Raw genomic sequence first — 22,754 nt, 5'->3', positions numbered from 1 at the left:
GGGTAAGCGATCCGCGGCCGAGATCGTCGCCTAGCTCCTGGAAGCGTTGGCGGTAAACCGCGAGCGCCGCTTCCTGCGGATCACGGCCGGGCAACTCGCTCCGGCGCACTAGCGGCGCCAATATCAATCCCAATGCCACGGCGACCATCGCGGCCGCGAGGCCCCAGAATACGGTCACCGGCCGTTGGCGCGTGAAATGGAAGACACTCGAAACGATCGCACCGGGCGCTAGCGTTAGGGGTCCTTCGTCCCGAGCAACCTGGCGACGCGCTCGCGTTCAGCGGGTGCGAGGGTGAGGGACTGGCGGCGGCGGTGGCGCACGGTGCGCACCAGGAACCAAATCCCGACGCATAAAATCACCGCGGGGCCGAACCAAAGCGCCAGCGTCTTAAGCGTGACGGGAGGCCGATAAAGGACGAACTCGCCGTAGCGCCTTACCATGAAGTCGAGGATCTCCCGATCGGTTTGGCCCGCTTGCATCATCGCGAAGATCTCACGGCGCAGATCGCCGGCCAGTTCCGCGTGAGAATCGGCGAGCGATTGATTCTGGCACACCAGGCACCTAAGCTCGCCGGTGATCTCTTGGAAGCGTTGCGCCAGCGCGGGATCGCTGAACTCGAAGACGGCTGGATCGGCGGCCGCCGCCGCAAACGAATAGGTCAAAGTCAACACCAGGAGCCAACGCATGGGTTATTCGGCGCCGTTCGCGGGGTGTGGGCCGGTCTCCCGCAGCCGCGGCAGCAGTTCCGACTCGACCACCTCGGGGCTCAGCGGCCCCACGTGCTTTAAGCGGATGACGCCGCCGGCATCGACCAGGAAGCTTTCCGGAACGCCGTAGACGCCCCACTCGATCGCGGCCCGTCCGTCGCCGTCATAGGCAATGGTCTCATACGGATCGCCCAAGCGCCGCAGCCAGTCGAGCGCTGGTTCACGCTCATCCTTGTAGTTCAATCCGATGATCCGCAGTCCACTCGTGCGCGCCAGATCGAGGAGCAGTGGGTGCTCATCGCGGCAGGCCGCGCACCAGCTTGCCCACACGTTGATAAGCGTGGCCGTGCCTTTTAAGTCTTGGGTATTGATGCGCTTCGCCGGATCGCGCAATTGCGGGAGATCGAATCCGGGCGCGGGATTATCGATAAACGGGGAGGGGACGAGCCTCGGATCGCGCTGGAGACCCGCGGTTAGGAGGGCCACTAACAGTATAAGGGCCGTCAAGGGCAGCAAGTAACGCACCACGGCCCAGAGCCTGTGAAAAAATCTGCTGCGCTCGGTATCTCGCGTTCCGGCGGTGCTCGGAATCCTCATGTATTTCAACATACACTCCGGTTGCTCGTCTCATCCTTGAGACTCGCCCCTACGGGGCTTGTGCGCCGTTTCGTTCCCGGCGAAACGGTCCTGCGCTCCGGCGGAAAGCCAGGGCCAGGGGCGAGTACCCGAGCGCCAGCGAAGCTGGCCGGGGCCGAAGACGGCCCTGCTTGGCGCGCCGAGGATGCAGCGCAACCTTTCTTCGCTCGCGACGATTTTTTCACAACCTCTCAGGCCACGGATCCGTAGCGCCGGCCAGCCGGACGGGAGCAGGCCGCAGACCAAAGCGGTAGCGCCGATCGCTCGCGGCCAGGATCCCCCCGAGCGCCATTACCACTGCGCCCAACCAGATCCAACGCACGCAAGGCTTCACCTGTATGCGCACGCTCCATGCCTCTTTGCCGACCGGCTCGCCCAAGGCCACATAGAGATCGCGGGTGAATCCGGCATCGATGGCGGCTTCGGTCATCGGGCTGGTTTGCACGCGATAGATTCTTTTCTGCGGATGAAGCTCCGCGATCACTAACTCCCCGCGTAGGGCGACGATCCTAGCCTCGGTCGCGTCGTAATTCGGGCCGGCCACGCTCCGCAAGCGCTCCATGCGAAAACGGTATCCGCCGAGCTCAGCCGTCTCCCCAATGGCAAGCTTCACATCCCGCTCGGCTCCATAGAGCGAGGTCACCGTTACCCCCGCCAGCGTGAGCGCGAAGCCGAGGTGAGCTAAGGCCATGCCCGAAAACCCCGGTGATAACGCGCGCATCATCCCTTTCAAGGTGTGTTGATGCGCCCAACGGTCCCGTACCGCGAGCGCGGTGCTCAGCAGGACCCAGGTCGCCACGAAGAGACCGAGAAATGTGAAGATCGCCTTCCCTTGGCCAAGCACGAGTGCGGTGCTCATCGCGACGGTGGCGCAAGCGAAGGCTACGGGCCGCAATCTATTCGCAAGCTCACGCCCGCCGTGGCTTTTCCAGCGCGTCAGCGGACCCAGTCCGAGCGCCAGCCCCAAGAGCAGCATCAGCGGCACGAAGACCGTATTGAAGTACGGAGGTCCGACCGAGATCTTCCCGAGCCCGAAGGCGTCGAGCGCCAATGGATACAGAGTGCCCAATAACACCGCGGCCGCCGCGACCAAGAGCACGATATTATTGATGAGTAACAGGCCCTCGCGCGAGAACGGATTGAAGCGTCCGGTATCGACGATACGCGGGGCGCGGACGGCGTACAGCAAGAGCGATCCGCCCACGGTAAGCCCTAAGATACCGAGGATGTAAACACCGCGCTCGGGATCGGTGGCGAAGGCGTGCACCGAGGTCAATACGCCGGAGCGCACCAGAAACGTTCCGAGCAGGCTCAACGAAAAGGCGCAGATCGCCAAGAGACAAGTCCAGCGCTTAAAAGCATCGCGTTTATCGGTGACGGCGAGCGAATGAATCAACGCCGTGCCGAGGAGCCAGGGCATGAAGGAGGCATTTTCGACCGGATCCCAGAACCACCATCCGCCCCATCCGAGCTCATAGTAAGCCCACCAGCTCCCGAGCGCGATGCCGACCGTCAGAAAGATCCAGGCCATGAGCGTCCACGGACGCGACCAGCGGGCCCAGGGCGCGTCGAGCCGACCGCCGATCAAAGCCGCGATGGCGAAGCTGAAGGCGACCGAGAACCCTACATAACCCATGTACAGCATCGGCGGATGCACCACCAGACCCGGATCCTGCAACAGCGGGTTGAGATCGCGGCCCTCGGCGGCGGCGGGGAACTGGCGCGCGAAGGGATTGGAGGTCAAGAGCATAAACGATAGGAAGCCCACGTTGATGATCCCCATGACCGCCAGGACACGCGCCACGAAGGCGAGCGGCATGGCGTGGCTGAAGCGCGCGACGGCGACCATCCAAACGCTCAGGATCAGGCTCCAGAGCAGCAGAGAGCCCTCATGGGCCCCCCAGACCGCGGCGATGCGGTAGGGCAGAGGAAGCTCCGTGTTGGAGTTATTGGCGACGTAGACGACGGAGAAATCATTGCCGATAAAGCTCGCGATCAGACACCCGAAGGCCAGGGCCGAAAACAAGCACTGAGCCCCCGCGGCCGGGCGCGCCAGGGCCATCCAGCGCACCCGGACGATCTGAGCGCCGGCGAGCGGCAAGGCGAATTGCAGGGTGGCGATGACCAAGGCCAGGATCAAGGCAAAATGACCGAGCTCCGGAATCACGGCGCGGTGTCCTTGGCTTTGGGAAGGTGCGCGGCCAGCTCGGGCGGCATGTAGTTTTCGTCGTGTTTGGCGAGCACCTCGTTGGCGTTGAAGACTCGGTCCGCCGCCAGCCGCCCCTGCGCCACGATGCCTTGGCCTTCCCGGAACAGATCGGGGAGCAGCCCCTCGTAACGTACCCTGACCGTGTGTTGCTGGTCCGTCAAATCGAAGCTGATCTTGAGGCTGTCGGGTGTCCGCTTCACGCTGCCCTTGGTCACGAGCCCGCCCAGGCGGATCGGCGCGGCCGGAGGCACTTCGCCGGAGAGCAATTGCGTCGGCGTATAGAAGAACAAGATGTTGCTGCTCAGTGCGGTGAGACCCAAGGCCGCCGCGGCGGAGACGCCCGCCAAGATCAGGGTGATCGCGATGATCCTCTGCCTGCGCGGTGTCATGTGCAATCCCCGCCGGTTTTATCGAGCGCGGCGGGCGGCGCGGATGCCGAGCGCCGTGATTTATTCCGGAGTTGTCCTGTCAGCCGGCGTTGCCAGGCCAGGGAGCTCCACAAGAGTCCGAGCATAACGACGGCCGCGACGCCATACGCGGACCACACATAGAACCCGTAGCCGCCCATCGCAACGAATTCGCTCACGGTATTCCCCGCAACACTTCGCCTACCCAGGGGTTGGTCCGCTCGCGTTCGAGCAATTCGCAGCGCGCACGCACGAGCAGCAAACTCACATAATAGCCGAAGAAGGCGAGCGCCATGACGAGCAAGGGCGCGAGCATGGACCCATGGATCGCGGGCGCGCCGAAGCGCGTGACCGACGGTGCTTGGTGCAAGGTGTGCCACCACTCCACGGAATAGTGAATGATCGGCAGATCGACGGCGCCCACGAGCGCCAGCACCGCGGCGGCCCGGGTCGCGGTTCTGCGATCCTCGATGGCCTGCTCCAAGGCCATATAGCCGAGGTATAAGAACAACAGCAATAATTCCGAGGTAAGCCGCGCATCCCAAACCCACCACGTGCCCCACATGGGCTTGCCCCACAGCGAACCGGTCATCAACGCCAAGGCGGTAAAGGCCGCTCCGATGGGTGCGCTGGCCGAAGCCACGGCCTCGGCAATCTTGATCCGCCAGACCAAGGCCACGGCCCCGGCGCCGGCCATAATCGCATAAACGAACAGAGACATCCACGCGCTCGGGACATGCACGAACATGATCCGGTAGCTGTCGCCCTGCTGATAGTCCGGCGGAGCGATGACGAGGCCCCAATAGAGACCCGTGAGCATACAGAGGCCCGTGCCCCAGGCGACGGGCGGTAGCCAACGGCCGGACCAGCGATAGAAGTTTTTCGGAGCGAGTAATTGCTGCATATTTCAGCTATGGCGGATCCGCAGCGCGGCGGCCGCGGCCAGCGGCGCCAGCGTGATGGCGAGCATCAGCAGGGCGCCCAGCATATAAAGTTGCGGCCCCCAGGCTAAGCCGCGGTTCGCGGCGGCGGTCGCACCGGTCGCGAAAATCAAGATTGGCACATAAAGGGGTAAGAGCAGCAGCGTCGCCAGGATCCCGGCGGCGCGCAAACCCGCCGTCAGCGCCACGCCAATCGCGCCCATAAGGCTGAGCGCGGGCGTGCCGAGTAGCAACGTAAGCAACAACACGCCGAGCGTGTACCCAGCGATCCCGAATTGCAGTCCCAAGATCGGGGCGAGCAGCAATAAAGGCAAGCCGGCCGTCAGCCAATGCGAAAGTATCTTCGCCATCACCAGGAGCGTCAGCGGATGCGGGCTCAGCAACAACTGTTCGAGACTCCCATCCTCGAGGTCCGAGCGAAAGACGGCTTCGAGGGACAGGAGCGTCGCGAGCAAGGCCGCGATCCAGATCACGCCGGGGCCCACCGACTGGAGCATTTGCGGTTCCGGCCCCAGACCGAGCGGAAAAATGAGCGCGATCACAAAAAAGAACAGAACGGGATTGGCGGCCTCGGCGCGGTGCCGCCAGAATAAGAGCAAATCGCGCTTGACGATCCAGACGCAAGCGTGCACTAGTCCCCGTTCCATTCCCGCTGATCCTCTAGGTGTAAAGCGCGGCTGATTGTGATGTCGGTGGAGTGATGGCTCGTGAAGATAACCAGCCCGCCGCGCGCGGCGTGCTCTTCCAGCATCGAGGCCACCGTTTTTATAGCAGTTTTATCCAAGGCGGTAAAGGGTTCGTCCAGAAGCCACAAGCAGGATTGGTTGACCAGCAAGCGCGCCAAGGCCAGGCGCCGGCGCTGGCCCGCGGATAGCCGGTGGGTTAGCGTATGGGCGAGATCGCCAAGACCCAAACGCTGCAAGGCCGCGTTGATGGGGATCCCGCCCCCGTGCAAGGCGGAAGCGAGCGTGAGGTTTTCCGCGACGCTCAAACTGCCCTTCACGCCATCGGCGTGGCCAACGTAGATGAGATCTCGGAGATAGGCGGAACGGACCTTCTCCAGCGGTTGGCCGCGCCAATGGAGCGTCCCGGATTCCGGTTGCGTCAGGCCGGCGATCATCCGCAATAGCGTGGTTTTGCCGGCGCCGTTGGCGCCCGTGATCTGCAAGATTTCCCCGCGCGCAAGCGTAAAGGAGAGGCCGGTGAGAAGCAGGCGATCCCCGCGGCGGCAACACAGATCGCGGGCTTCAAGCGCGGCCGAAGCTGCATAGGGCATCGTGGCTGCGCGTCCGATCGTCGAGAGCGTGGATGTCATTCGATGGTGTAGGATCGTGTAGAGTTCGCGGCGCCGGTATACCCGCGCCGCCGATTCGACAAGCTTCCTATAGGCTCAAACGTTATAATACTTCAAGCTTGAACCTAGAGCTTGGGCACGTCCGGGAGCGCGGGTTGCAGAACAGGTATCGCAGGCCAGGCAGCGGCATAACATCGATCGTAAGTAAGCTCCGGCGCCTTGGCGCCCGCCTGCTTACACGGGGTGAACGCGAGGATCCGGTGAATGCTGAAGCGGCCGTCCTCCGCATCCGGCACGAACGCCTGCTGGAACAGCAGGCCGCTCTGACGGCCCTCACCAAAGGCCAGGTCTTCCAGAGTGAGGACCTGGGGCAAGCGTTTCGATTACTGACCGAGACCGCCGCGCGCTCGCTCGGGGTCGAGCGCGTCAGTCTCTGGCGATACAGCGAGGATCGAACGGCTATCCGCTGTGTCGATCTCTACGAGCGGGGCCCCGACCGGCACAGCGCTGGCGCCGAGTTCCAGGCCGTGCTCTACCCGGCTTATTTTCGGGCGCTCGCGAGCAGCGAGGCCATCGTCGCCGATGATGCCCACAACGATCCGCGCACGTCCGAGTTCTCGGCCACTTACCTGACGCCGCTCGGCATCACCGCGATGATGGATATCCCCGTGCATGTGCATGGCCGCCTCGAGGGCGTGCTTTGCTACGAGCGGACGGGCTCGCCCGTGTCCTGGATGCCCGAAGACCGCTTGTTCAGCATTGCGATCGCGAACCTCATCGCGCTGGCCCTGGAACAAGGAGAGCGCTGCCGGACGGAAGCAGCGCTGCGTGAAAGCGAGGCGCGTTTTCGCACCCTGGCCGATAGCCTCCCGGTCATGATCTGGGTCGCGGACGCCGAGGGGCGCTGCACATGGTTCAACAGGACCTGGCTCGACTTCACCGGGCGCACACTCGATCAGGAGATGGACCACGGTTGGACTCAAGAAGTGCATCCCGACGATACCGAGGGCTGTCTACGGAGCTACGGGAAGGCGCTCCAGGCCCGAGCGCCCTTTACGCTGGAGTACCGGCTCAAGCGGCGCGATGGGACCTACCGGTGGTTTCTCGATAACGGCGGACCGCGTTTTCATCCCGATGGTGAGCTGGCCGGCTTCATTGGAGGCTGCCTTGACATCACCGGACGGAAAGTGGCCGAGGAGGCAGCCCGCCTCCATGGGGAACAGATCCATCGTCTCGCCTACCACGATGCCTTGACGGAGCTCCCGAACCGGGCGTTGCTGCTGGATCGCCTCGGCCAGGCGCTCGCCCAGTGCGAGCGCGACAACACCCAGATCGCGGTGCTGTTCGCCGATCTCGACCGTTTTAAGACCATCAACGACACCTTGGGCCACCCGGCCGGGGATGAGCTGCTGCGTCAGACGGCCGTGCGTCTGCGCATGCTGCTGCGCGAGGGCGACACGGTGGCACGCCTCGGGGGCGATGAGTTCGTGATTCTACTCCCCCACATCCCCACGGCGCGCGATGCCGCCCAGGTAGCGATTAAGGCCCTCCGCGCCATGTCCGTGCCGTTCACGGTGTTGGGGCATGAGTTGCACGCGACCACGAGCCTCGGGGTGAGCCTGTTCCCGCGAAAGATGGGACGGACGCGGAGACCTTGCTCAAACATGCCGATACCGCCCTCTATCAGGCCAAGGGTCGAGGGCGGAATCAATACCAGTTCTTCGATGCTGCCATGAACGCCCAAGCCCATGAAAGACTGTTGCTGGAAAACCATCTGCGGCGCGCGCTCGATCGCGGGGAGCTGCTGCTGCACTACCAGCCACAGATCGATCTCCGCAGCAATGCGGTCGTTGGGGTCGAGGCGCTGCTGCGCTGGCAACACCCGGAACGGGGCATGGTACTCCCCGCCGAGTTCATCCCTATCGCCGAGGAAACGGGGCTTATCGCCGGGATCGGTGAGTGGGTGTTGCGCACCGCATGCAATCAGGCGAGCACATGGCAGGCAGCCGGCTTACCGCCGGTGCGAACGGCCGTGAATCTCTCGGTGCGCCAGCTCCTCCGGCAGTTTGACCTCCCGGCGCTGGTTGGGGCCGTCTTGCGAGATTCCGGACTCTCGGCGCCCAGCCTCGAGCTCGAGATCACCGAATCGACGCTGATGGCCGATCCCGAGCATGCCATCAAGGTGCTGCGCGAGTTGCATGGCATGGGCATCCAGATCACCGTCGATGACTTCGGCACCGGGTACTCGAGCCTCCCCTACCTCAAGCGCCTGCCGCTCGATCGCATCAAGATTGACAAGTCCTTCGTGCGCGACATTCCCGAGGACGCTGACGATGTGGTGGTCGTTCAAACGATCCTGGCGATGGCGAAGCAGCTCAAGATCGGGGTGGTGGCGGAAGGGGTGGAGACCCTCGCGCAATGCCAGTTCCTGCGCGAGCAGCGTTGCGAGGAAGCGCAGGGCTATCTCTTCAGTCATCCTCTCCGCGCCGAGGCCTGCGCGGAGCTGTTAGCGAGGACGCCGCTGTACGTGGCCGCGAGCCGGTAAAGCCACGGCCAAGCGGCGCGCTCCCCGCGGCTCCTGGCGCCCAAGGTGCTCGCGACGATTTAATCACAGCCTCCTAGCGCGGGCTTGCGCCCGCAACCCAAGTTGAAACGGTGTCCTTCCCGGTGTACGTAGGTGGTGCCAAACCAACCTGCGCTTCGAGGAGGATGCCATGGAACAATTCATAGCGCGTTACCGACCGTTTGTCGGCCGTCTTGTCCGGCTTTGATCGGCAAGCGGTGCGCCTCCTGGGCCAGCGCGGTGGCCACCTGGGGCGCACGGGCGATGGCCCTCCGGGTACGGAAGTCCTCTGGCGTGGCATGGCACGCTTGGCCGACATCGAACTCGCTTACGATCTCTACCACTGAAATCCCTCCAGGTCGCCTGCTCGAAAATGTCGCCGATCCCTTGTGCTCTTGTGGGTAAAGACCAGCCCGGAGGGAGAGGGAGAAAAGACGATGCCTGTCCAGGAAGGACAGGGACTTTGGAGGTGTACCCGAAATTTCAAATATGTTTGGCTAGCTTTTGCTTCAGGATCTCGTTGATCTGCTGCGGATTCGCCTTGCCTTTGGATTTCTTCATGACCTGCCCGACGAAGAAGGCCAGCAATTGCTCTTTGCCTTGGCGGTATTGACTAACCTGCGACGGATTCTGCTGCAGTACCTCGTCGATCATCGCCGCAATCGCGGCCGTATCGGTGACCTGCTCCAATCCCCGGTTGCGAATGATTTCGTCGCCGTCACCCTCGCCGTTCCACATCGCTTCGAACACCTCTTTGGCGATCTTTCCGGAGATCGTGTTGTCGGCAATCCGCCGGACCAAGCTCCCGAGCATCGCCGGGCTGATCGGGCTGCGATCGATCTCGATGCCGGCGCGGTTGAGCGCGGCCATCAATTCGACCATCACCCAGTTGGCGGACAGCTTGGGCTGACCGCCGGAGGCCGCAACGGTGGCCTCGAAATAGTCTCCGGTTTCCCGGTTCGCCGTCAGCAGCGCCGCGTAATAAGGTGACAACCCAAACTCCGCCATGAACCGGTGTTTCTTGGCATCCGGGAGCTCGGGTAGCGTGACCTCGACGCCGGCGATAAACTCCGCGCTGAGATCCAAGGGTAAGAGATCGGGATCGGGAAAGTAGCGATAATCGTTGGCCTCTTCTTTTAAGCGCATCGAACGGGTCTCGCCGCGTTCGGCATCGTAGAGCCTGGTCTCCTGGATGACTCGCCCGCCGGATCCAAGCAAGTCGACCTGCCGTTGGATCTCGTAATTGATGGCCCGCTCGACAAAGCGAAACGAGTTGAGGTTTTTAATCTCGGCCCGAGTCCCGAACTTGGTTTGTCCTTGCGGGCGGACCGAGACGTTGGCGTCACAGCGGAACGAGCCTTCCTGCATGTTTCCGTCGCAGATTTTGAGATACCGGACTAAGCTATGAATCTTTTTCATGTAGGCGACGGCTTGCTTGGCCGAACGCAGCTCCGGTTCCGAGACGATTTCAAGCAGCGGCGTTCCCGCCCGGTTCAAGTCGATGCCCGACATTCCGTGAACGGCATCATGGAGCGATTTCCCGGCATCCTCTTCGAGATGCGCCCGCGTGATGCCAATACGCAAGACGGCGCCGTTTTCGCCCTCGATCTCGATCGATCCCTGCCCAACGATGGGGATCTCATACTGGCTGATCTGATAGCCTTTGGGGAGATCGGGGTAGAAATAGTTCTTGCGCGCGAATACCGATCGGCGGCTGATGTCCGCATGGATCGCGAGTCCAAACTTCACCGCCATCCTCACGGCTTCTTTATTGAGCACCGGCAGCACCCCGGGCAGCCCCAGATCGACGCCGCAGGCCTGCGTATTCGGAAGGGCGCCGTATGCGGTGGCGGCCCCGGAAAAGATCTTGCTCCTTGTCGCGAGCTGCGCGTGAATTTCGAGTCCGATAACGGGTTCCCAATCCATACCGTCTAATCGCATCCCTCGGGCGCGTCGGCGTGCCAGTCCGTCGCTTGCTGGTAGCGGTGGGCCGCGTTCAATAACCGGGCCTCGCCGAAGTGATCGCCGATGAGCTGTAAACCGACGGGAAGACGCCCGACAAAGCCTGCCGGCAGCGACAATGCCGGTAATCCCGCCAAATTGATCGAAATCGTATAGATGTCGGAGAGATACATCGTGACCGGATCGCCGGTCTTTTCGCCGAGCTTGAAGGCGACGGTCGGCGAGGTCGGGCCGAGGATCACATCGGCCTGCTCGAAGGCGCGGTGAAAGTCATCGCGGATGAGTCGCCGGATCCGCTGCGCTTTGAGGTAGTAAGCATCATAGTAACCGGCCGAGAGAGCATAGGTTCCGATCATGATGCGCCGCTTGACCTCGGCGCCGAACCCCTCCCCGCGGGAGCGGGAAAAGAGATCGTTGATATCGGCCGCATCATCGCAACGGTAGCCGTAACGCACGCCATCGAACCGGGCGAGATTGGAAGAGCATTCGGCCGGCGCAACCACATAGTATGCCGGGATGGATAGGCGGGTATTGGGCAGTGAAATCTCGGAAACGATCGCCCCCAGGCGTTCAAATTGTTTCACCGCGGATTCGATCACAGCGCCGATTTGGGAGTCTAGCCCTTCTCCGAAGAACTCGCGCGGGAGCCCGATCCGGAGTCCCTCGATCGAGTCGTCGAGGTGTGCCGAGTAGTCTTCGGCCGGGCGCCCGGCGGAAGTCGAATCCCGCGCATCGAAGCCCGCCATGGCGGTGAGCAATAGCGCCGCATCCTCTGCGGAACGGGCGATCGGTCCGCCTTGATCGAGGCTCGATGCATAGGCGATCATCCCATAGCGGGATACGGTCCCATAGGTGGGCTTAATGCCGGTAAGACCGCAGAGGGCCGCGGGTTGGCGAATAGACCCGCCGGTGTCGGTGCCGGTGGCGGCGGGCGCTAATCGCGCCGCCACGGCGCATGCGGAGCCGCCGGACGAGCCCCCCGGCACGCGCTCGAGGTCCCAAGGGTTGCGCACGGGTCCGTAAAAGCTGGTCTCGTTGGACGATCCCATGGCGAATTCATCCATATTGGTCTTGCCGAGCATCACCATACCGGCCCGCCGGAGCTTTTCGACCACCGTCGCATCGTAGGGAGCGATAAAGTTGTCCAGCATTCGCGAGGCGCAGGACGTCTTGACGCCGCGCGTACAAAAAATGTCTTTGTGCGCGATCGGGATGCCCGTGAGCGGTCCATTGTTACCCGCCTGTCGCCGTTGATCGGCCTCCCTGGCTTGAATGCGAGCGAGCTCCGCGGTGACCGTGATGAAGCTATTGTATTCGGCGTCCATGCGCGCGATGCGATCGAGGTAGATCTCGGTCAGCTCAACACTCGAGATCTCGCGCCGATCGAGCGCCTGCGACAATTGTATTAGGGAAATTTTATACATCCGGCGGCTAGGTATCTATCACCTTCGGGACACAATAAAGCCCGGCCTCCACGTGTGCGGCAATCGCTTGAAACGTCTCTCTCTGATTCCCTTCCGTGACCACGTCGTCGCGGAGTCTCAGGCTCAGCTCCAGAGGATGGGCGAGCGGTGCGACGCTGACTGTATCCACGGTGTTCATTTGTTCGACCAAGGCCAGGATACTGGAAAGCTGCCGCGCATACTCGGGAATGTCGTTGTCACTCAACTTTAGCTGCGCCAACCATGCGATTCTCTCCACGTCCGTTTTCTCTAGGGTCATTTCAGCTCGCCATGCGGGGGGTCCGGGATTCCAAATTTACCACAGCCACAAGCTTGCTCGAAGCCTTGGCGACTGTTACAGTGACATTTACACGTTGACCTGGGAAAACGTTTAGTTCGTTGTTCTTAATCGCACCGGGCGGGCTTTCGCCGCCCGCATTCGCGAGTTGCGTCTTGGTATGTTTAGCCGATTGCGCGGATTTTTTTCGAACGACCTTTCCATCGATCTGGGGACGGCGAATACGCTCATCTACATGCGCGGAAAGGGCGTTGTTCTGAACGAGCCCTCGGTCGTGGCTATTCGCCAGAGCCCGAATCATTCTAACCAAAAGAGCATCGCAGCCGTCGGCACCGAGGCCAAGCGCATGTTGGGACGCACGCCGGGCAATATCACGGCGACGCGTCCGCTCAAGGATGGGGTCATCGCGGATTATACCATCACCGAAAAAATGCTCCTTTACTTTATGCATAAGGTCCATGGAAATCGCTTCTTGAAGCCGAGCCCGCGGGTCGTGATTTGTGTACCCTGCGGCTCGACACAGGTGGAGCGGCGGGCCATCCGCGAATCAGCCGCCGGGGCGGGCGCGCGCGATGTCTACCTGCTGGAAGAGCCTTTGGCCGCGGCCATCGGCGCCGGATTACCGGTCAGCGATGCCAGCGGCTCGATGGTCTTGGATATCGGCGGAGGCACCTCGGAGGTCGCGATTATATCGCTTAACGGCATTGTATTTGCGGATTCCGTGCGTATCGGCGGCGATCGATTGGACGACGCGATCATCAATTATGTGCGCCGTAACTACGGGACCCTGATCGGGGATGCGACCGCCGAGCGCATCAAGCACACGGTAGGTTGCGCCTATCCGGGCGATGAGGTGAGGGAAATCGAAGTACGGGGTAGGAATCTTGCCGAAGGGCTGCCTCGCAGCTTCACCCTGAACAGCAACGAGATCTTGGAGGCCTTGCAGGAGCCCTTGTCGGGAATCGTAAGCGCCGTGAAGACATCCCTGGAAAAGACACCGCCGGAGCTCGCCTCGGACGTCTCGGAGCGCGGCATGGTATTAACCGGTGGAGGCGCCTTGCTCCGGGACTTCGATCGGTTGCTGAAAGAAGAAACCGGGATCCCGGTGGTGATTGCCGAGGACCCGCTCACCTGCGTCGCGCGCGGTGGTGGGCGCGTATTGGAACTGATCGATGATCTCGGTCCCGAGGTTTTATCGTTAGAGTAAGGGAAGCTCTGCAAAAGTGTCGCGAGCAAGCCCAGATGCGCGAAGCCGCGGAGCGAGTCGCGAGACATATCAGGTAGATAGGGGAGCGACGGGCGAGCACGCGACAAAGCAGATGGGCTGCGCAGTGACTTTTGCAGAGCTTCCTAAGCTTCAACACGGCACGGAGGGATTGTGGCGGAAAAGACCCTATTTCGGCGCGGGCCGCTGCTCGGGTTTCGTCTCGGCCTGCTGTTGCTGACATCGCTCGGCTTGATGATCGTCGATCATCAGCGCGAGCAGATGGAGGACGTACGCGGGGTCCTCTCGCTCGTGGTGTATCCGCTTCAGTACGTCGTAAACCTTCCGCAGGAGATCGTTCGCGCGGTGCGTAAGAGACTCGTAACCCAAACGAGCTTAATCGCCGAGAATCGGCTTCTGCGCAGGCAAAACTTGATGCTTAAGACACGTTCCCAGCGGTTTGCAGCGTTGGAAGCGGAAAATATGCGCTTGCGGGAGTTGCTGGAATCGTCGCTGGAGGTGAGCGAGCGGGTGTTGGTAGCCGATGTGATCGCCTTGGAGCTGGTCCCGCCCAGCCGAACTGCCGTGCTCGACAAGGGCAGCCAGCAGGGCGTCTATCAAGGTCAACCGATCATCGATGGCGACGGTATCATGGGGCAGATCATCCATGTGAATCCGATTTCATCCACGGCCTTGCTGATCACCGATATCAGTCATGCCTTGCCGGTACAAATCAATCGCAGCGGCGTACGCGCCATCGCCAGCGGCAGCGGTTCGGCCGAAGGTCTGGAGCTCGCGCACGTACCGTTGAATGCCGATGTGAAACGCGGGGATTTAATCGTCTCTTCGGGGCTTGATGGGCGTTTCCCGGTCGGCTACCCGGTGGGCGTGGTGACCGAAATCAGCGTCGATCCGGGTGAACCGTTCGCGAAGGTCATGGCGGTCGCAAGCGCGAAGGTCGAACAAGCGCGGGAGGTCCTACTGCTTTGGCCTGACAGGCGGCAGAGCCCCGATGATCCATCGTCCAGAGAGAGTATCGCTTTTCAATGATGGCGGAACAAGGCGGATCGGCTTGGGCTATTCCGGTGACCTTGCTGGCGGCGATCGTACTCGCGCTCATGCCCCTGCCTGACTGGGCGGCGGCGTGGCGGCCCGCGTGGACGGCCATGGTGTTGATCTACTGGTGCATGGCCGTACCGGACCGCGTCGGTATCGGCACCGCTTGGGTTATCGGGCTGGTCCTCGACGCCTTGGAGGGGAGTCTGCTCGGGCAACACGCCGCCGGGTTCGCGATCATTGCCTATCTCACCGTGACGAATCACCGGCGCTTGCGTACCTTTTCATGGTTTCAACAATCCTTATGCGTGGGTCTGCTGGTCGCAATCAACGCGCTATTGAAGTCCTGGGTCCAAGGAATCATCGGCTTAACCCCGAACTACGCGTTCCACTGGTTGCCTGTCATCTCGACCATGGTGTTCTGGCCATGGCTCTATCTGGTGTTGCGCGATATGCGCCGCAAATACGGCATCGCTTAACCGGTTTCACCGGCGGGCTTAGAGAGGGTATTCGCATCCGCTCCGGTAAGTTAGTATAACGAACAGGTGCCTTACCCATTTGTCCTTACGGATTCGGGGACCGAGACCCGGATTTTTCGTAACCGCGTCATGGCCTCGCTCGTGATTATAGGCGTGTCGCTGTTGCTGGTCATCGGGCGGCTTATCAAGCTTCAGGTATTCGAGCACGACCGCTATAAGACGCTATCGCAAGAGAATCGGCTCAAGATCGTGCCGCTCGCTCCGACACGTGGACTGATATACAGCCACGAGGGCGTGCTGCTGGCCGACAACCGACCTACTTTCAGCCTCGAGATCGTACCGGAAAGGACGCCTGATCTCCCTAAGGTCATGCGTGAGCTGCGGGAGTTGATGACGATTGGCGATGGTGATCTCAAGACCTTCTATCGGGCCCTGCGCAAAAAGCGCAGGTTCGAAGGGGTGCCCTTAGTGAGTAATGTCGGCGAGGAGGACGTTGCGCGCTTTGTCGTCGATCGTCACCGCTTCCCAGGCGTGGCGATTGTTGCGCGTTTAAGCCGCTACTACCCGCGTGGAGCGCAGCTGGCTCACGTCGTCGGCTACATGGGCCGGATCGACGAGGCGGAGACCAAGCAATTGGACACCTCCAACTACAGCGCGACCACTCACATGGGTAAGACCGGCGTGGAAAAATCCTATGAAGCGGTGCTCCACGGCCGCGTGGGCTATCAAGAAGTGGAGGTGAATGCCGAAGGGCGCGTGATCAGGGTCTTGAAGCGCGTGCCGTCGGTACCGGGTCGGGACCTGCACCTGTCTATCGATACCCGGCTGCAACGTGCGGCTTTGCAGGAGCTAGGAACGAAACGGGGCGCGGTGCTGGCCGCCGATCCTCGAACCGGGGCGGTGTTGGCCTTGGTCAGTAACCCGGTGTATGACCCGAATGTATTCGTCGGCGGTATCGGCATCGACGAGTACAAAGCATTGCATGATTCCCCGGATCGGCCGCTTTTCAACCGCGCGCTGCAAGGAATGTATCCACCCGGTTCCGCGATCAAACCGTTCGTGGCGCTGGCCGGCCTTCACGAAGGGTTGAGAACGCCCGCGACGGCGAGCTGGTGCCCCGGTTCGTACAGCCTTGCCGGACAACGGCACAAATACCGCTGTTGGAAAAAGACCGGTCACGGGCATGTCGATCTCGGGCGGGCCGTCGCCCAATCCTGCGATGTGTATTTTTACCGCCTGGCGCACGATCTCGGAATCGAGCGTTTGCACGCCTACCTGAGCCGGTTCAACTTCGGACAAGCTACGGGAATCGATTTACCGAGTGAGGCATCCGGACTCCTGCCCTCGCCAGCGTGGAAGCGAGAATCGCGGCGTCTTTCCTGGTACTCCGGGGAGACCTTGATCACCGGCATTGGGCAAGGATTCGTATTGGCGACGCCCTTGCAGCTCGTGACGGCCACGGCGATGCTCGCTAACGGCGGCCGCCGCGTTACACCGCGCGTCGTGAGCCACACGGTTGACCGCCGGGCTCAGACGAGCACTCCGGTGGAGGACCCCGCCAAGGCCGAAGCCCCCTTCATCAGCGCCGCCGACCGGCAACAGATCGTTCAATCCATGGAACGGGTGGTTCACGGTAGCGACGGAACGGCCCGAACGGTCGGCCTGGATGCGCCGTTCCGGTTTGCGGGGAAGACCGGTACCGCCCAGGTGTTCAGAATCAAGCAAGGTCAGGTGATCAACAACAAAAACGTACCGGAGCATCTGCGTGATCACGCCCTATTCATAGCATTTGCTCCGGTGGAAGCGCCGGTTATCGTGCTGGCGATCGTGGTCGAGCACGGGGGCAGCGGCAGCGAAGCCGCGGCGCCGATCGCGCGCAGACTCTTGGATCAGTATTTTAGCGCCGACACGACGGAGATGCAGCAAGTTGGCGGTGGATAGCCTGCGCCCGGCCATTAATCGGTTTCATCTCGATCCGCCTCTGCTTACCGGGGTGCTGATCTTGTGTGCGATGGGTTTGCTGGTTCTCTATAGCGCCGGCGGGCAACGGATGGGAGTCGTCATCGGCCAAGGCGTGAAGATGGCCGCCGGGCTTGGGATCCTGGTCGGCATGGCGCAGATTCCACCGGCCCAATTCAGACGCTGGGCACCCTGGTTCTATGCGATTGGCGTAGCGCTGCTCGGTTTGGTGATGCTTATCGGCACGGGGCGCGGCGCCCAGCGCTGGCTCGATCTCGGCGTCATACGTTTTCAACCCTCGGAGCTGATGAAGATCGCGCTGCCGATGATGGTGTGTTGGTATTTGAGCAACGAGGGAATGGCCCCGGGCTTTCGCCGCACGTTCGTGACCCTTGGCATCGTTATGATTCCAGTGGCTCTCATTGCCGAGCAACCGGATCTCGGCACCGCGACGCTGGTGGCGGCGACCGGTCTGTCGGTGTTGTTTTTAGCCGGCATAAGCTGGCGATTGCTTGGCGTTGGGGCGATCGTGACCGCAGCGGGCGCGCCGGTGCTTTGGTATTACATGCATGAATACCAGCGCCAGCGCTTGCTCACTTTGTTGAATCCGGAGAACGATCCGCTAGGGTCGGGCTATCATATTATCCAATCCATGATTGCCGTCGGTTCCGGAGGCTTGTACGGCAAGGGCTGGTTAAACGGGACGCAATCACACTTGGAATTTTTGCCGGAACGGTCGACCGACTTTATATTCGCCGTGCTGTGCGAGGAATTCGGATTAATGGGTGTGTTACTGCTTCTGAGCGTTTATTTATTCGTGATCCTGCGCGGTTTAACGATCGCTCTTGCGGCGCAAGAAAGCTTCCTGCGCTTATTCGCCGGCAGCCTTACGATCACACTGTTTATTTATATCTTCGTCAACATGGGTATGGTGGTCGGCCAATTGCCGGTTGTCGGCATCCCGTTGCCTTTCATTAGCTACGGAGGAACCTCGCTCGTGACTCTGCTCGCGAGTTCCGGTATTCTGATGTCGATTCACACCCACAAACGACTACTGTCGAATTGAGGAGCACGTTTGAAGGCGTTGATTGGGGCCGTATGCCTCGCGATTTCCTGCATCGGATCGTCGTTTGCGAGCGAGCTCAATCGCAATGCGGCCAAGGCATTTATCGATGAGATGGTGGGACGCCATGGTTTTTCGCGCGCCGATCTCGATGCTTTGTTCCGTGAAGTCCGCTTGGCGCCGGTGGTATTGGCCGCGATCGCGAAACCCGCCGAGTCCAAGCCTTGGTATCAATACCGCACCAACTTTGTAACGCCCGGGCGAACCGAAGCAGGCGTCGATTTCTGGGCCCGTAACCGCGCGGCCCTGGAACGCGCGGAACGTGCTTTTGGCGTACCGCCTCACATCATCGCCAGCATCATTGGGGTCGAGACCTCCTACGGAAAGAATACCGGCACGCATGTGGTCGTGGACGCGCTCAGCACCCTGGCGTTTCACTTTCCGCCACGCGCTGCGTTCTTTCGTAGCGAGCTCGAGAGCTTCCTGCTGTTCACGCGCGATCATGGCATGGATGCGCTATCGATTAAGGGGTCCTATGCCGGCGCCATGGGGATCCCTCAATTTATTTCCAGTAGCTATCGCCGCTTCGCGGTGGATTTCGATCACGACGGCCGCGCGGACATTTGGGGAAATCCGGCCGATGCGATTGGCAGCGTTGGAAATTATTTAAAAGCCCACGGTTGGGAAGCCGGAAAGCCGATCGTGGTGCCGGCCCGTGTCACGGGCCGGCAGTATGATACATTCTTGTATCAAGGAAGGGAGCCCAGTGTGAGCTTGAAAACAATGCGGGAGGCGGGGATCGTCCCGCAGAAGCTCATTGGCGACGACTTGCTCGCGTCTCTTGTCGCCTTGGACACCGGCGCCGGCCGGGAATTTTGGCTGGCGCTGAAAAACTTCTTCGTGATAACGCGCTATAATCGTAGCGCTTTATACGCGATGGCCGTATTTCAACTGGCCGAGGCCGTCAGGCGTGGTTATAAAAACAGTGAAGCTCATCCGCGCGATCCCATCGCTAGCCACTGAAGCCGGCCGAACCTCAACCTACGGGTACGCCTTGCTACTCTGCCTAGGCCTGCTAGCCACGGGGTGCGGCACGGCCCCCGTGCGGCAAGGACCCGTTTCCCCGGCGGCCAAAATTCCCGATCCCGGCCCCACGGTTCGTGACGAACCCTTGAGTCGTTACGGTAACCCCGAATTCTACGAGGTCTTTGGCCGGCGGTATCGCCCGTTGAAAAATGCCGCGGGATTCGCGGAACGCGGGATCGCCTCTTGGTATGGCCGCGACTTTCACCTGCGTCGCACCTCGAGCGGCGAGACCTACGATATGTATAAGATGACGGCGGCGCATCGGGTCTTGCCGTTGCCGACCTATGTCGAGGTCACCAATCTGGAGAACGGCCGCCGGGCCATCGTAAGGGTCAACGATCGGGGACCGTTCAAGGACGATCGCGTCATCGATCTTTCCTATGCGGCGGCCGTGAAGCTCGGTGTTCATGGACCCGGCACGGCGCGTGTCGATCTGCGGACCATCGCGCCTGGCCGCCGGCCGGCGGTCCGTGCCGCGACTCCGTCGCCGCTCCATCGATCACGCAAGCGTTCCGGGTATTATTTGCAGGTGGGCGCCTTTTCCCACATGAGCAACGCGGAGCGCCTGCGCAACCATATCGTAGCGCTGCTGGATAATAGCGTTGAGATTCGGCCGGACGTCATCGCGGACAGATCCTATTACCTAGTGCACGTCGGTCCGTTGGCAACGACGGCGGCCGCAAGCCGCCTCGCCGCGCGGCTTACACGGATGGGCGTCCGGCACCATCGCCTTATCGAAAACTAACCATACATATTTGAAATTTGGGGTACCACTCCAAGGCCCCTGTTCTTCCGGGACAGGCATAGTCTTTATCTCCCTCTACTTCCAGATTTGTTGAAGTCGGTCTGTATAACATTGGTTGCGTGAGAATCTAATACGCTGTTTCCGGGTAGCATCCTTTCAGGTATGTGCTCATGAGTTTTGCAAACCACCATGAAAACCTTCTCACTCTTAGTCCTACTTTCGGTGTTATCGAACTGGGCGCATGCCGTTGAGGCGCCGGTGGCGCCCCCGCCGCGGATCGACGCCGCGGCACACGTTTTGATGGATTATCACAGTGGCGAGCTCCTCGCCGAGGGCAACCCGGACCAGCGCTGGGAACCCGCGAGCCTGACTAAGATCATGACGATGTACGCGCTCGCGCATGAGCTGAAGGAAGGGAATGTCGCCTTGGAGGATCCGGTAACCATCAGCGAGCAGGCGTGGCGCACGGGCGGGTCGAAAATGTTTATCGAGGTCGGCAAACAGGTCTCCGTCAAAGACCTGTTAATGGGCGTGGTCATCCAATCGGGCAACGACGCGGGCGTTGCGCTCGCCGAGCATATTTCCGGTTCCGAAGAGGTCTTCGCGGAGCTCATGAACCAGCACGCGCGGCGTATCGGTCTTAAAAACACTCACTTTACGAACACCTCGGGGCTTCCCGATCCAAACCACTACGCGACGGCGCGCGATCTCGCCCTCCTGTCCAGGGCGCTCGTCCGCGATTATCCGGATGTCTACGCGCTTTCCAAGATCAAGGAGTTCACTTTTAACGGTATTAAACAACCTAACCGCAACAAGCTGCTGTGGCGCGATGCGTCCGTAGACGGCCTCAAGACCGGGCATACGCAGGGCGCCGGGTATTGTTTGGCGGCCTCCGCGCTGCGCGACGGCATGCGTCTAATTTCGGTGGTGCTGGGATCGAAAACGGAAAAGGAGCGCGGCGCCGCAACCCAAGGATTACTCAATTATGGGTTCCGGTTTTACGAAACCCATCGCCTGTACGCCGCCCATCAAGCGCTCGCCCAGGTGCGCGTGTGGAAGGGTGAAGCGCAAGCCGCCGACGTGGGCCTGGCGGAAGATCTTTTTATCACCTTGCCGCGGCGGCGGTATAAGGATCTGAAGGCGGCGATGCTTCTCGAACCGCGGATCGTTGCTCCGGTGGCGAAAGGGCAACGAGGCGGGACCTTGACGATCAATCTCGGCGGCAAGGAGCTTATGCAAAGGCCGCTGGTTTTGCTGAGATCCATCGCCGAGGGGCCGCTCTATAACCGCCTCCTCGACGAAGTTTGGATGCGTATACAGTAGCCGTTTCCCGCGATGCCGGATTGCTATCTTAACGGCGAATTCATCGCTCTCGAATGCGCGCGCGTGTCCGTGTTGGACCGGGGCTTCATCTTCGGTGACGGCGTCTATGAGGTGATCCCGGTATTCAACGGACGCACGTTTCGCTTGCACCAGCACCTCGCGCGGCTCCGTCAGAGCTTAGAGGCGATTCGCATCCCGCAGCCTCTCTGCGAGCGCGATTGGGCGGATCTATTGAATACGCTCGTCGAGCGTAACGGGAGAGGAGACCAATCCCTGTATGTTCAGGTGACCCGCGGAGCTGCCAAGCGCGACCATGTATTGCCCGAGCCCATCACACCGACCGTGTTTGCGATGAGCACCTGCCTAGACCCCAAGCCCGGCCACGCGCCCGTCAGCGCGATCACCTGTGATGATATCCGCTGGCACTACTGCGACATCAAGGCTATCGATCTGCTCGCGAACGTGATGCTGCGGCAGCGGGCCGCCGATGGCGGGGCTTATGAAGCCATTTTGCTCCGGGACGGCCGGCTGACCGAGGGCGCGGCCAGCAACGTGTTCATCGCCGCGGGCGGTATCGTCAAAACACCGCCCAAAAGCCATGCGCTCCTGCCGGGGATCACCCGCGATGTGCTGGTGGAAATATTGCCCGCGGCAGGGATCCGCTGCGTGGAAACCGAGGTTCCGCGCGCCGAGCTTTTGGGCGCGGAGGAAATCTGGCTGACGAGCTCGGTCCGCGAGATCCTGCCGGTGACCGTCTTGGACGGGCATCCCGTGGGCAGCGGTGAACCGGGACCGCTGTGGGCGCGGGCGTTTGAACTGTACGAAGAGTTTAAGGCGGCCCAAGCGTTGAAAGCTGCACCGCCTTAAAACGGCGGTACCAAGGATATGGTGATGTCGCCGCTCGAGTTCATACAACGTCTGGCCGTGGCTTTCGCTTCCATGGCGTGCTCGCCGCTCGGCGCACCCACCAAAACCACAGCCCGAGACCGACGGCGCCTAATACAAGCAAGGCTAGAAGAGTCGTGAAAAAGAAAACAGCCAACAACGCAACGGGCACAAACGCAAACGCGTGTTCCTGGCCGCCTTCACTCGCCCGGCGCGTATTTCAGTACCTCATCACGGGCCGCTTCGAGTTGCTCCCATTGCGGACACTTGCGCATACGCACGTTCGCCTCATCGATATCCTGCTTGTCGAAAAAGAGATAAATAGGTCTCAACGCCTCGCGAAATACGTAGTTTCGGTGGTAATGCGTCTCTGAATCCCCTTTAATGCGGCGGTAGATTTCCCGCACTAGCTCGGCATCGGGCGCCTCAGTCAAATCCTGGGTCATTGAGTCTTCCCTCGAAACTAAAACCTCCATAGTATGGCCCATGATGCC

At 61.2% G+C, this 22,754-nt stretch carries 23 protein-coding genes and 1 pseudogene; 12 read left to right on the top strand and 12 right to left on the bottom strand.

What is annotated here, in order from left to right; translation table 11 throughout:
• Positions 1–234 precede the first annotated feature (234 nt).
• From M3436_10545 to ccmA, 8 genes and pseudogenes are all read right to left on the bottom strand, one after another.
• Positions 235–687: a cytochrome c-type biogenesis protein CcmH gene (locus M3436_10545; protein MDQ3564550.1), complete on the bottom strand. Its 453-nt coding sequence runs from the start codon at positions 685–687 to the stop codon at positions 235–237.
• A gap of 3 nt (positions 688–690) precedes the next feature.
• Positions 691–1,317 (bottom strand): DsbE family thiol:disulfide interchange protein, encoded by a 627-nt coding sequence (locus tag M3436_10540; protein MDQ3564549.1) that lies wholly within the window; start codon positions 1,315–1,317, stop codon positions 691–693.
• Between the two features lie 208 nt (positions 1,318–1,525).
• Positions 1,526–3,511: a heme lyase CcmF/NrfE family subunit gene (locus M3436_10535; GenBank protein ID MDQ3564548.1), complete on the bottom strand. Its 1,986-nt coding sequence runs from the start codon at positions 3,509–3,511 to the stop codon at positions 1,526–1,528.
• Positions 3,508–3,942, bottom strand: a complete 435-nt coding sequence (gene ccmE / locus M3436_10530) for a cytochrome c maturation protein CcmE (GenBank protein ID MDQ3564547.1) — start codon at positions 3,940–3,942, stop codon at positions 3,508–3,510. The genes M3436_10535 and ccmE overlap by 4 nt, the downstream gene beginning before the upstream one ends.
• Complete coding sequence (gene ccmD, locus M3436_10525) at positions 3,939–4,139, bottom strand: heme exporter protein CcmD (GenBank protein MDQ3564546.1); 201 nt, start codon at positions 4,137–4,139, stop codon at positions 3,939–3,941. Before ccmD ends, ccmE begins: the two co-directional genes overlap by 4 nt.
• Entirely contained in the window at positions 4,136–4,864 is a 729-nt protein-coding gene (locus M3436_10520; protein ID MDQ3564545.1) for a heme ABC transporter permease, read from the bottom strand. The genes ccmD and M3436_10520 overlap by 4 nt, the downstream gene beginning before the upstream one ends.
• Before the next feature lie 3 nt (positions 4,865–4,867).
• Positions 4,868–5,548, bottom strand: a complete 681-nt coding sequence (gene ccmB / locus M3436_10515; protein ID MDQ3564544.1) for a heme exporter protein CcmB — start codon at positions 5,546–5,548, stop codon at positions 4,868–4,870.
• Positions 5,533–6,129 (bottom strand): annotated as a pseudogene (ccmA, locus tag M3436_10510) (cytochrome c biogenesis heme-transporting ATPase CcmA). The gene ccmB and the pseudogene ccmA overlap by 16 nt, the downstream one beginning before the upstream one ends.
• 326 nt (positions 6,130–6,455) lie before the next feature.
• Between ccmA and M3436_10505 the strand changes: the two are divergent.
• The 3 genes from M3436_10505 to M3436_10495 all read left to right on the top strand — a co-directional run bounded on the left by M3436_10505 (position 6,456) and on the right by M3436_10495 (position 9,105).
• On the top strand, positions 6,456–7,931 hold the full coding sequence (locus tag M3436_10505) for a diguanylate cyclase (protein MDQ3564543.1): 1,476 nt from the start codon (positions 6,456–6,458) through the stop codon (positions 7,929–7,931).
• Entirely contained in the window at positions 7,928–8,740 is an 813-nt protein-coding gene (locus tag M3436_10500; protein ID MDQ3564542.1) for an EAL domain-containing protein, read from the top strand. The genes M3436_10505 and M3436_10500 overlap by 4 nt, the downstream gene beginning before the upstream one ends.
• Before the next feature lie 236 nt (positions 8,741–8,976).
• Entirely contained in the window at positions 8,977–9,105 is a 129-nt protein-coding gene (locus M3436_10495) for a hypothetical protein (protein MDQ3564541.1), read from the top strand.
• Positions 9,106–9,241: 136 nt separating this feature from the next.
• Here M3436_10495 and gatB read toward each other — a convergent pair whose 3' ends face one another.
• From gatB to gatC, 3 genes are read right to left on the bottom strand one after another with little or no spacing between them, the layout of a single operon-like run.
• Complete coding sequence (gatB, locus tag M3436_10490; protein ID MDQ3564540.1) at positions 9,242–10,684, bottom strand: Asp-tRNA(Asn)/Glu-tRNA(Gln) amidotransferase subunit GatB; 1,443 nt, start codon at positions 10,682–10,684, stop codon at positions 9,242–9,244.
• 5 nt (positions 10,685–10,689) lie between these two features.
• Positions 10,690–12,144, bottom strand: coding sequence for an Asp-tRNA(Asn)/Glu-tRNA(Gln) amidotransferase subunit GatA (gene gatA / locus M3436_10485; GenBank protein ID MDQ3564539.1), 1,455 nt, complete (start codon positions 12,142–12,144; stop codon positions 10,690–10,692).
• A gap of 7 nt (positions 12,145–12,151) precedes the next feature.
• On the bottom strand, positions 12,152–12,442 hold the full coding sequence (gatC, locus tag M3436_10480) for an Asp-tRNA(Asn)/Glu-tRNA(Gln) amidotransferase subunit GatC (GenBank protein ID MDQ3564538.1): 291 nt from the start codon (positions 12,440–12,442) through the stop codon (positions 12,152–12,154).
• A gap of 178 nt (positions 12,443–12,620) precedes the next feature.
• Here gatC and M3436_10475 point away from each other — a divergent pair, with 178 nt between their 5' ends.
• The 9 genes from M3436_10475 (at position 12,621) to M3436_10435 (ending at position 22,242) form a co-directional block, all read left to right on the top strand.
• The gene (locus tag M3436_10475; protein ID MDQ3564537.1) at positions 12,621–13,667 is read left to right on the top strand and encodes a rod shape-determining protein; all 1,047 of its coding nucleotides are present in this window, start codon (positions 12,621–12,623) and stop codon (positions 13,665–13,667) included.
• A gap of 171 nt (positions 13,668–13,838) precedes the next feature.
• Positions 13,839–14,714 (top strand): rod shape-determining protein MreC, encoded by an 876-nt coding sequence (gene mreC / locus M3436_10470; protein MDQ3564536.1) that lies wholly within the window; start codon positions 13,839–13,841, stop codon positions 14,712–14,714.
• A complete protein-coding gene (gene mreD / locus M3436_10465) occupies positions 14,711–15,199 on the top strand; it encodes a rod shape-determining protein MreD (protein MDQ3564535.1) in 489 nt (162 codons plus the stop codon). The genes mreC and mreD overlap by 4 nt, the downstream gene beginning before the upstream one ends.
• Positions 15,200–15,328: 129 nt before the next feature.
• On the top strand, positions 15,329–17,140 hold the full coding sequence (gene mrdA, locus M3436_10460; protein MDQ3564534.1) for a penicillin-binding protein 2: 1,812 nt from the start codon (positions 15,329–15,331) through the stop codon (positions 17,138–17,140).
• 70 nt (positions 17,141–17,210) lie between these two features.
• Positions 17,211–18,224, top strand: a complete 1,014-nt coding sequence (rodA, locus tag M3436_10455) for a rod shape-determining protein RodA (protein MDQ3564533.1) — start codon at positions 17,211–17,213, stop codon at positions 18,222–18,224.
• A 9-nt stretch (positions 18,225–18,233) separates the two neighbouring features.
• Positions 18,234–19,244: a lytic murein transglycosylase B gene (gene mltB, locus M3436_10450; GenBank protein ID MDQ3564532.1), complete on the top strand. Its 1,011-nt coding sequence runs from the start codon at positions 18,234–18,236 to the stop codon at positions 19,242–19,244.
• Entirely contained in the window at positions 19,192–20,052 is an 861-nt protein-coding gene (locus M3436_10445; GenBank protein ID MDQ3564531.1) for a septal ring lytic transglycosylase RlpA family protein, read from the top strand. The genes mltB and M3436_10445 overlap by 53 nt, the downstream gene beginning before the upstream one ends.
• 189 nt (positions 20,053–20,241) lie before the next feature.
• Entirely contained in the window at positions 20,242–21,375 is a 1,134-nt protein-coding gene (locus M3436_10440) for a D-alanyl-D-alanine carboxypeptidase (GenBank protein ID MDQ3564530.1), read from the top strand.
• 12 nt (positions 21,376–21,387) lie between these two features.
• Complete coding sequence (locus M3436_10435) at positions 21,388–22,242, top strand: D-amino acid aminotransferase (protein MDQ3564529.1); 855 nt, start codon at positions 21,388–21,390, stop codon at positions 22,240–22,242.
• 218 nt (positions 22,243–22,460) lie between these two features.
• Here M3436_10435 and M3436_10430 read toward each other — a convergent pair.
• The coding region (locus tag M3436_10430) for a hypothetical protein (GenBank protein ID MDQ3564528.1) at positions 22,461–22,754 on the bottom strand (294 nt) is incomplete at its 5' end.

The sequence above is a fragment of the Pseudomonadota bacterium genome (assembly GCA_030859565.1).
Taxonomy (GTDB): Bacteria; Pseudomonadota; Gammaproteobacteria; order JACCXJ01; family JACCXJ01; genus USCg-Taylor.
This window is presented reverse-complemented; position numbering and strand designations above follow the sequence as displayed.